Source organism: Mycobacterium sp., from assembly GCF_035697385.1.
In the GTDB taxonomy this organism is placed as follows: Bacteria; Actinomycetota; Actinomycetes; order Mycobacteriales; family Mycobacteriaceae; genus Mycobacterium.
Genome location: NZ_DASSCY010000233.1, coordinates 1 through 9,547, shown reverse-complemented (window position 1 = coordinate 9,547; position 9,547 = coordinate 1). Strand labels below are relative to the sequence as shown.

Below are 9,547 nucleotides of genomic sequence, written 5' to 3'. Positions count from 1 at the left end.
ACCCACTCCGTCAGCTCAGCACGCGTCGGAAGTGCCATACCGGCACGCGTGGCGGCAGCCGCAGGGGCCAGCGGCTCGGGAAACCTTGCGAGCCCATGCAATTCAGCAACACCCGAAAGCCGGCCCACCTCGGCAAGGTCGTCGTCACCGTCGGCGGTGCCGGTCTGCACGGGCTTGCATACCGCGACATCGATTCCGGCAAGCCGGGCGTGACAGGCCAGCGCCGCGGTGGCCACCGTCTTGCCGACGCCGGTATCGGTGCCCGTGACCACGAGAACGCTCACGGGCGGGGTGTGAGCACTTCCGTGAGAACCTCACGCGCCAAGCGCATTTCGTCCTCTGACAGCGAGGCTCTCGCCGTCAGCCGCAGTCGCGACGTCCCTGCGGGGACGGTCGGCGGACGGAAGCAGCCGACGCGGACACCGCGGTCAAGGCACGCCGTCGCGGCGGCCAGCGCCACCCCCGGCTCGCCAAGGATCACCGAAACCACCGCCGAATCCGGCCGCTCGGCGACATCGCATATGTCGGCCAGCGCCTCGGCGTGACGCAACACCGCCTGTGCACGCCACGGCTCCGCGATCAATACCCGCAAGGCGGCCCACGCCGCGCCGACGGCAGCAGGGGCCAGCCCGGTGTCGAAGATGAACGGCCGTGCGGCGTCGATGAGGTGGTCGCGCACCGCAGCCGGACCCAGCACGACACCGCCCTGGCTGCCCAGCGCCTTGGACAGTGTCGTCGTCATCACCACGTCGGGCGCCCCGGCCAGACCGACCTCGTGCAGCAGTCCGCGTCCGCCGGTCCCGCGGACGCCGAGGCCGTGCGCCTCGTCGACGATCAGCAGCGCACCGTGGCGCCGGCACACCTCGTGCAGCGCACGCAGCGGAGCGAGCACCCCGTCGGCGGAGAACACCGAATCTGTCACCACGACGGCGCGGTCCTCGTCACGTGCGGCCAACGCGGCCTCGACGGCGGCGATGTCGCGGTGGGGCGTCACCACCACCCGGGCCCGCGACAGCCGACAGGCATCCACCAGCGACGCATGGGTCAGTGCATCCGACACCAGCAGCGAGCCCGCCCCCGACAGCGAGACCACGGCACCGAGGTTGGCGGTGTAGCCGGACGAGAACGCCAGCGCCGACTCGGCGCCGACGAAATCCGCAAGCGCGTTCTCAAAGCCCTCATGCAGCTCGGTGTTGCCGGTGACCAGGCGCGACCCGGTCGATCCCGCACCCCACGTGCGCAGCGCGGAGACCCCGCCCTCGATCACGTCGGGATGCTGCGACAGGCCGAGGTAGTCGTTGGACGCCAGGTCCAGCTCGGCGCCGACGGGCGGACGGACGCGCAGTGAGCGCCGCAGGCCTGCGGCGCGCCGCTGCCGCTCGACGTCGTCGAGCCAAGCCAGCGGGGAAAGGTCCGTGCGCGTCACCCGGTGCTCCTTTGCCGAACTTGAACGCCGTTCAGGTTAGCGCACGGGCGACGGCAACCATTGCGGAGCAGATCTGCGCGAGCTCCTCGGGTGTGCAGATGTAGGGCGGCATGACATAGATGAGGTTGCGGAACGGGCGCAGCCACACGCCGTGCTCCAACGCGACGGGCGTCGCCACGCGCAGGTCAACGGGCCGGTCCAGTTCGATCACGCCGATTCCCCCGAGCACACGCACATCGGCAACGCCTGGCAGGTCGGCCGCCGAAGCCAGGCCGTCGCGCAGACCCGCCTCGAGCCCACGCACTGAAGAACGCCAATCCCCGGCGAGCAGAAGCTCAACCGAGGCCACCGCCACCGCGCATGCCAGCGCGTTGGCCATGAACGTCGGGCCGTGCATCAAAGCTCCCGGTTCGTGTGTGCTGATGGTGTGCGCGATGTCGCGGCTGCACAGGGTGGCGGCCAACGTGATGTAGCCGCCGGTCATCGCCTTCCCGACGCACATGATGTCGGGGCTGACGCGGGCATGGTCGGCGGCGAAAAGCTCCCCGGTACGGCCAAACCCGGTGGCGATCTCGTCGAAGATCAGCAGCACGCCATGGCGATCGCACATCGAGCGCAGGTCGGTCAGATATCGCGGATCGTGAAACCGCATGCCGCCCGCTCCCTGCACGACGGGTTCGACGATGACGGCGGCCAGCTCGTCGGCATGTTCAGCGAGCTGTTTTTCGAAGACCTCGCTATAGGCGGGGTCGTACTCGGAGGGCACCTGCGGCGCGAACTCCTGATCCGCAAGCACGTCGGTCCACAGCTCGTGCATTCCGCCGTCCGGGTCGCAGACGCTCATCGGAGTGAACGTGTCGCCGTGGTAGCCGCCGCGCCATGTCATCAGCCGGTGTTTGTCACCGCGGCCGATGCTGCGCCAGTACTGCAACGCCATCTTGACGGCGACCTCGACGGAGACCGATCCGGAGTCGGAAAAGAAGACGGTTTCGAGGCCGGCTGGGGTGATGTCGACGAGCAGTTGCGCAAGTCGAGCGGCGGGTTCGTGGGTCAGCCCGCCGAACATGACGTGGTTCATGGTGGCGAGCTGGTCGGTGATGGCCGCGTCCAAGACCGGATGAGCATGCCCGTGGATGGCGGTCCACCATGAGGCCATCGCGTCGAGCACCTCGACAGGGCGAGCGTCCTGCATGACGGTGAGCCATGCGCCCCTGGCACCCACCGCCACCACAGGGGACAACGCCTCGGCTCCGATGGTGCTGTAGGGATGCCAGACATGCGCGGCGTCGATCGCGCTGATCTCAGCGGGCGTCAACGGGGGCACCTTGGGTAGATTATCCGTCGACCATGATGACCCTCGCCCCTCCCCGGCCGGCGACCCTCACCGTTCCGGGATCACCTCCGCGCGCCGCTGCATCGTCCATGGGAACCCGGAAATCGGGTTTCTATCGGCACGATCTCGACGGGCTGCGTGGCGTCGCCATCGCTCTGGTCGCGGTGTTTCACGTCTGGTTCGGCCGCGTTTCCGGCGGTGTCGACGTCTTCCTGGCACTGTCGGGCTTCTTCTTCGGCAGTCGTCTGCTGCGCACGGCGCTGACCCCTGGGGCCTCCTTGTGGCCGGTGCCGGAAATCACCCGGCTGGTTCGACGACTGCTGCCTGCCCTTGTCGTCGTGCTGGCCGCCTCGGCGGTGCTGACGATCCTGATCCAGCCGGAGACGCGCTGGGAAACGTTTGCTGACCAGAGCCTCGCCAGCCTTGGCTACTTCCAGAACTGGGAGCTGGCGAATACCGCTTCGGATTATCTTCGTGCCGGCGAAGCGGTCAGCCCGCTGCAGCACATCTGGTCGATGTCCGTGCAGGGCCAGTTCTACATTGCGTTTCTTGCCTTGATCTTCTTGTCGGCCTTGCTGTTTCGCCGGCTCTTCAAGAAGCATATGCGCAGCGCGTTCGTCGTGCTGCTCGCCTCGCTGACCATCGCGTCATTCGTGTACGCGATCTTCGCGCACAATGCCGATCAGGCGACTGCCTACTACAACAGCTTCGCCCGCGCATGGGAGTTGTTGCTGGGGGCCCTGGTGGGTGCGGTGGTGCAATACGTCCGCTGGCCGATGTGGCTGCGGACGACGGTCGCGGTGGTCTCGCTGGCGGCGATCCTGGCGTGTGGCGCACTGATCGACGGCGTCAAGGAATTCCCAGGACCGTGGGCACTGGTGCCGGTCGGCGCGACGATCCTGTTCATTCTGTCCGCGGCGAACCGGCTGGCCGATCCACACACCGGCGGCAGGCTGCCCGCCCCGAACCGGCTGCTGGCGACCGCGCCGTTCGTATCGCTCGGTGCGATGGCGTACTCGCTGTACCTGTGGCACTGGCCGCTGCTGATCTTCTGGCTGTCCTACAGCGGACACTCACGGGCCAGTTTCGCCGAGGGCGCGGGGGTGCTCGCGGTGTCCGGTGTGCTGGCGTGGGTGACCACCAAGTTCGTCGAAGATCCGCTGCGGTATCGCGCGCCTGCCCATCCCGCCCCCGTCGTTCAGCTGCGGTCCCGGCTGCGCCGGCCCACGATGGTGCTGGGTTCGGTGGTCGCGCTGCTTGGTGTGGCGCTGACGGCGACGTCGTTTACCTGGCGCGAGCATGTCACCGTGGAGCGCGCGAATGGTAAAGAGCTGTCGGGCCTTTCGTCTCGCGACTATCCCGGCGCCCGCGCGCTGATCAACAAGGCCAAGGTGCCCAAGCTGCCGATGCGCCCGACGGTGCTCGAAGCCAAGAAGGACATCCCGGAAACCACCGAGGACGGCTGTATCAGCGACTTCGACAACATCGGAGTCATCAACTGCACCTACGGCGACACGTCCGCGACCCGCACCATCGCACTGGCAGGCGGATCGCACGCCGAGCACTGGATCACCGCGCTGGACCTGCTCGGCAGGATGCACCACTTCAAGGTGGTCACCTACCTGAAGATGGGTTGCCCGCTGACCACCGAGGAAATGCCGCTGGTGATGGGCGACAACCGCCCGTACCCGAAATGCCGCGACTGGAACGAGCGGGTGATGGCCAAGCTCATCGCCGACCACCCCGACTACGTGTTCACCACCGCCACCAGGCCGTGGAACATCAAACCAGGCGATGTGATGCCGGGAACCTACATCGGGATCTGGCAGACCTTGTCGGACAACAACATTCCGATCCTGGCGATGCGCGACACTCCATGGCTGGTGCGCAACGGCGAGCCGTACTTCCCCGCCGACTGCCTGGCGGACGGCGGTAACGCGATCTCCTGCGGGATCAAGCGATCCGACGTACTGTCGCCTTACAACCCCACATTGGATTTCGTCGCGCAGTTCCCGATGCTGAAGCCGCTCGACATGAGTGACGCGGTGTGTCGCAAGGACATCTGCCGCGCGGTCGAGGGAAACATCTTGCTGTATCACGACTCTCACCACATCTCGACCACATACATGCGCACCATGACTAATGAACTCGGACGCCAGATCGCCACCGCCACCGGCTGGTGGGTTGACTGATGCCGCCGGCAGAGCCGGCCTCGGTACCCACCGTCTGGCCCGGCGACAGCTATCCCCTTGGCGCTACATACGACGGCGCCGGGACTAACTTCTCGCTGTTCTCCGAGGTGGCCGAACGCGTCGAGCTGTGCCTTATCGCCAAGGACGGCAGCGAAGAGCGGATCAATCTCGACGAGGTCGACGGCTACGTCTGGCATTGCTACCTGCCTACCGTCACGCCCGGCCAGCGCTACGGGTACCGCGTGCACGGCCCGTGGGACCCGGCCGCCGGTCACCGCTGCGACCCCAGCAAGCTGCTGCTCGATCCCTACGGCAAGTCGTTCCACGGCGACTTCGACTTCACCCAGGCGCTGTTCTCCTACGACCTGGAGGCCGGCGATCTAGCCTCCGGCGGCACACCACCGGGGATCGATTCGCTCGGCCACACGATGACCAGCGTGGTGATCAACCCCTTCTTCCAGTGGGGCTCCGACCGCGCCCCGCGCACGCCGTACCACGAGACGGTGATCTACGAGGCCCACGTCAAGGGCATGACGCAGACCCATCCGGGCATCCCCGAGGAGCTTCGCGGCACCTATGCCGGCCTGAGCCACCCCGTGATCATCGAGCACCTCAAGGCGCTCAACGTCACCGCTATCGAACTGATGCCGGTGCACCAGTTTTTGCATGATCACCGCCTGCTCGACCTGGGACTGCGAAACTACTGGGGCTACAACACATTCGGATTCTTCGCACCGCACTACCAGTACGCGTCCAACAAGCACGCCGGCGGCGCTGTTGCCGAATTCAAGACCATGGTCCGCTCGTTCCACGAGGCGGGCATCGAGGTGATCCTCGACGTCGTCTACAACCACACCGCCGAGGGCAACCACCTCGGCCCGACGATCAACTTCCGCGGCATCGACAACGCTGCGTACTACCGGCTGCTCGACGGCGACCTGCGGCTGTACAAGGATTTCACGGGCACCGGCAACAGCCTCAACGCCCGGCACCCGCACACCCTGCAGCTGATCATGGACTCCCTGCGCTATTGGGTTCTCGAGATGCACGTCGACGGATTCCGATTCGACCTGGCCGCGACGCTGGCCCGCGAGTTCTACGACGTCGACCGGCTATCGGCGTTCTTCGATCTGGTTCAGCAGGACCCGGTGGTCAGTCAGGTCAAGCTGATCGCGGAGCCATGGGACATCGGCGAGGGCGGCTATCAGGTCGGAAATTTCCCAGGTTTGTGGACGGAATGGAATGGGAAATATCGCGACACTGTGCGCGACTACTGGCGGGGTGAGCCCGCGACCCTTGGCGAGTTCGCCTCCCGGCTGACCGGTTCCTCGGACCTCTACGAGGCCACCGGCAGGCGGCCCAGCGCGAGCATCAACTTCGTCACGTGCCACGACGGGTTCCCGCTCGCCGATCTGGTGTCCTACAACGAGAAGCACAACGAGGCCAACGGCGAGGACAACCGCGACGGCGAGAGCCACAACCGGTCATGGAACTGCGGGGTGGAGGGCCCGACCGACGACCCGGACATCCTGGCGCTGCGCGGCAAGCAGATGCGCAACATCATGGGGACGCTGATGGTGTCGCTGGGTACGCCGATGATCTCCCACGGCGACGAAATCGGCCGCACCCAGCGCGGAAACAACAACGTCTACTGCCAGGACACCGATATCTCGTGGATGGACTGGTCGCTGTGCGAGACCAACGCCGATCTGCTCGCCTTCACTCAAAAGGTCGTCGGTTTCCGTAAGAAGCATCCGGTGTTCCGCCGGAGGCGGTTCTTCGAAGGCAAGCCAATCCGCAGCGGCGGGCAGTCCCGCGACATCGCATGGCTGACCCCGGCGGGCAAGGAGATGACGTCGGAGGACTGGGGCGCGGGCCTTGGCAAGTGCGTTGCGGTCTTCCTCAACGGCGACGCGATCACGGCACCCAACGAACGCGGTGAGCGGGTGGTCGACGACTCCTTCTTGCTGTGCTTCAACGCACACGACGAGGCACAGGATTTCGTCGCGCCCAAGGCGAAATACGCCAAGCAGTGGACCGCCGACATCGACACCGCAGACCCGACGGGCGCCACCGATCTGGTCGTCGCGGCGGGTGAGAAGATTCCGCTGCAACCGCGGTCGCTGCTCGTGCTTCGTAAGACCGCCTGACGCATGGGTTTTGGAGTGCTGTCGACGTATCGGCTGCAGATGCGCGGAGACTGCTTCACCTTCGCCGACGCCGAGGATCTGCTCCCCTACCTCGACGAGCTTGGCGTGTCGCACCTGTACCTGTCGCCGATCCTGACGGCGACCGAGGGCTCGACGCACGGCTACGACGTCACCGACCCCACCACGGTGTCGGCCGCGCTCGGCGGTCCCGACGGCCTGGCGCGACTGTCCGCGGCGGCGCGCACCCGCGGCATGGGCCTCATCGTCGACATCGTGCCCAACCACGTCGGCGTCGACAATCCCGACCAGAACAAGTGGTGGTGGGACGTGCTCACGCACGGCCGGGAGTCGACGTACTCCTCGTTCTTCGATATCGACTGGGACCTGGACGCCGAGGCCCGAATCGTGTTGCCGGTCTTGGGTTCCGACGACGATCCCCCGCCGCCGGGGTATCCGCACGCCGGACGCTTCAAGCCGATCGGCTGGCGGAACAGGATCTGCGGCTACCGCAGGTTCTTCTCGATCACGTCGCTGGCGGGGCTGCGGCAGGAGGATCGCGCCGTTTTCGACGCCACGCACGTCGAGGTGAAGCGCTGGTTCGACGAGGGACTGGTCGACGGGGTGCGCATCGACCATCCGGATGGCCTGTCCGATCCCGCTGGGTATTTGACGTGGCTGCGCGAACTCCTCGGTCCGCAGGCATGGATCGTCGTCGAGAAGATCTTGGCGGTCGACGAGGCGCTGGACTCGACGCTGCCCGTGGCAGGCACCACCGGCTACGACGCACTGCGTGAAATCGGCGGCGTATTCGTCGATCCCAGCGGCAAGCAGGCGCTCACCGGCCTGGTGGACTCCACCGGAACGGACTACGCAACGATGCCGCACCTGGCTCGTCAGCTCAAGGCCGCCGCCGTCACCGACACGCTGCACAGCGAGCTGAGCCGGCTCTGCCGCGTGATCGATAGCGACGACAGCCGGCTACCTGATGCCATCGCCGCGCTGATCAGCCACATCGGCGTCTACCGAAGCGACTATCCCTCGTTGTCACCAGTGCTTGGCGTCGCACTCGCCGAAACAGCTGACGCGTCACCGGAATTAGCGCAGCCGTTGTCGATCGTCGCCGCGGCCCTGTCGACCAATCTCGAGGCCGCCGTGCGATTCAACCAACTGTGCGGCGCCGCGACCGCGAAGTCGATGGAGGACTGCCTGTTCTACCGCGACCCCCGATTGGTGTCGCTCAACGAAGTTGGCGGAGAGCCACAGCATTTCGGCGTCAGCGTCGCGGAGTTCCATCAGCGTGCCAAGGTGCGCGCCCAACTGTGGCCGCACGCGATGGTGGCGCTGTCCACTCACGACACCAAACGCGGCGAGGATGTCCGCGCCCGGATCGGCGTGCTGTCGCAAGTGCCGTCGCTGTGGGCGCAGTACGTCAGAGCCTGGGAGCAGCGCAATCCACCGCCCGACCCGGCCACTGGACTCTTTCTGCTGCAGAACATGTTCGGCGTCTGGCCTGCCGACGGACTGGTCACAGGCGAGCTGCGCGATCGGCTGCACGCATACGCCGAGAAGGCCATCCGCGAAGCCGCCACCCACACGTCCTGGAACGAGCCTGACGAGAAGTTCGAATCCGGTGTGCACGACTGGATCAACGCGCTGATCGACGGCCCGGTCGCCACCGAGATGGCCGGGCTGGTTGCCAAGCTGGACGAGCACGCCCGAAGCGATGCCCTTGGCCAGAAACTGTTGGCGCTGACGGTGCCTGGGGTCCCCGACGTCTATCAGGGCACCGAATTGTGGGAGGACAGTCTGGTCGATCCGGACAACCGGCGACCGGTGCACTACGGCGCCAGGCGCGAGGCGCTGGCCCGACTGGAGCACCCGAAGATGCGAGTGGTGACGGCGGCGTTGCGGTTGCGCCGTGACCGTCCCGCCAGCTTCACCGACGGTCAATATTCACCGCTGCTGGCCGAGGGACCCGCCGCCGAGCATGTGGTGGCGTTCCGCCGCGGCACCGACGTACTGACGGTGGTCACGCGGCACACGGTGCGGTTGGCCGAAACAGGCTGGGGTGACACGACTTTGGCGCTGCCCGACGGGGCATGGACCGACCGCATCGGCGGCGGCCGGTTCAGCGGCAGGCTTGTGGTGTCCGAGTTGCTGGCCGACCTCCCAGTCGCGTTGTTGGAACGCGACGATGACTGAGTTCGCGGTGTGGGCGCCGCGGCCCTCACTGGTGCGCCTCGACATCGACGACACGCTGCACCCGATGAGCCGATCGGACGACGGCTGGTGGCGCGCCGATGTCGACGCGCGTGCCGACGCCCGTTACGGCTTCGTGCTCGACGACGACCCGACGGTGCTACCCGACCCGCGCTCCCCCCGCCAGCCCGACGGCGTGCACGAGCGGTCGCAGCTGTGGCAGCCGGCCCCTGACGCATGGTCCGAC

General features: G+C 66.7%; 6 protein-coding genes and 1 pseudogene. 4 read left to right on the top strand and 3 right to left on the bottom strand.

The genetic code is table 11. The annotated features are described in order from the left end of the window. The 3 genes from bioD to VFH65_RS19800 all read right to left on the bottom strand — a co-directional run. Nucleotides 1-284, bottom strand: a 284-nt coding sequence (gene bioD / locus VFH65_RS19810) for an ATP-dependent dethiobiotin synthetase BioD (protein ID WP_353323752.1), incomplete at its 3' end; no start/stop codon positions are given. After that, on the bottom strand, nt 281-1,426 hold the full coding sequence (locus tag VFH65_RS19805; RefSeq protein ID WP_353323751.1) for an 8-amino-7-oxononanoate synthase: 1,146 nt from the start codon (nt 1,424-1,426) through the stop codon (nt 281-283). The genes bioD and VFH65_RS19805, both read right to left, overlap by 4 nt. 31 nt (nt 1,427-1,457) lie before the next feature. Continuing rightward, on the bottom strand, nt 1,458-2,750 hold the full coding sequence (locus VFH65_RS19800) for an adenosylmethionine--8-amino-7-oxononanoate transaminase (RefSeq protein WP_353323750.1): 1,293 nt from the start codon (nt 2,748-2,750) through the stop codon (nt 1,458-1,460). 23 nt (nt 2,751-2,773) lie between these two features. Between VFH65_RS19800 and VFH65_RS19795 the strand changes: the two genes are divergently transcribed. The 4 genes and pseudogenes from VFH65_RS19795 to VFH65_RS19780 all read left to right on the top strand — a co-directional run. Continuing rightward, complete coding sequence (locus VFH65_RS19795; RefSeq protein ID WP_353323749.1) at nt 2,774-4,951, top strand: acyltransferase family protein; 2,178 nt, start codon at nt 2,774-2,776, stop codon at nt 4,949-4,951. After that, a complete protein-coding gene (gene glgX, locus VFH65_RS19790; protein ID WP_353323748.1) occupies nt 4,951-7,101 on the top strand; it encodes a glycogen debranching protein GlgX in 2,151 nt (716 codons plus the stop codon). The genes VFH65_RS19795 and glgX overlap by 1 nt, the downstream gene beginning before the upstream one ends. A 3-nt stretch (nt 7,102-7,104) precedes the next feature. Then, entirely contained in the window at nt 7,105-9,303 is a 2,199-nt protein-coding gene (gene treY / locus VFH65_RS19785) for a malto-oligosyltrehalose synthase (RefSeq protein ID WP_353323747.1), read from the top strand. After that, nucleotides 9,296-9,547 (top strand): annotated as a pseudogene (locus VFH65_RS19780) (malto-oligosyltrehalose trehalohydrolase); the annotation flags it as partial. The gene treY and the pseudogene VFH65_RS19780, both read left to right, overlap by 8 nt.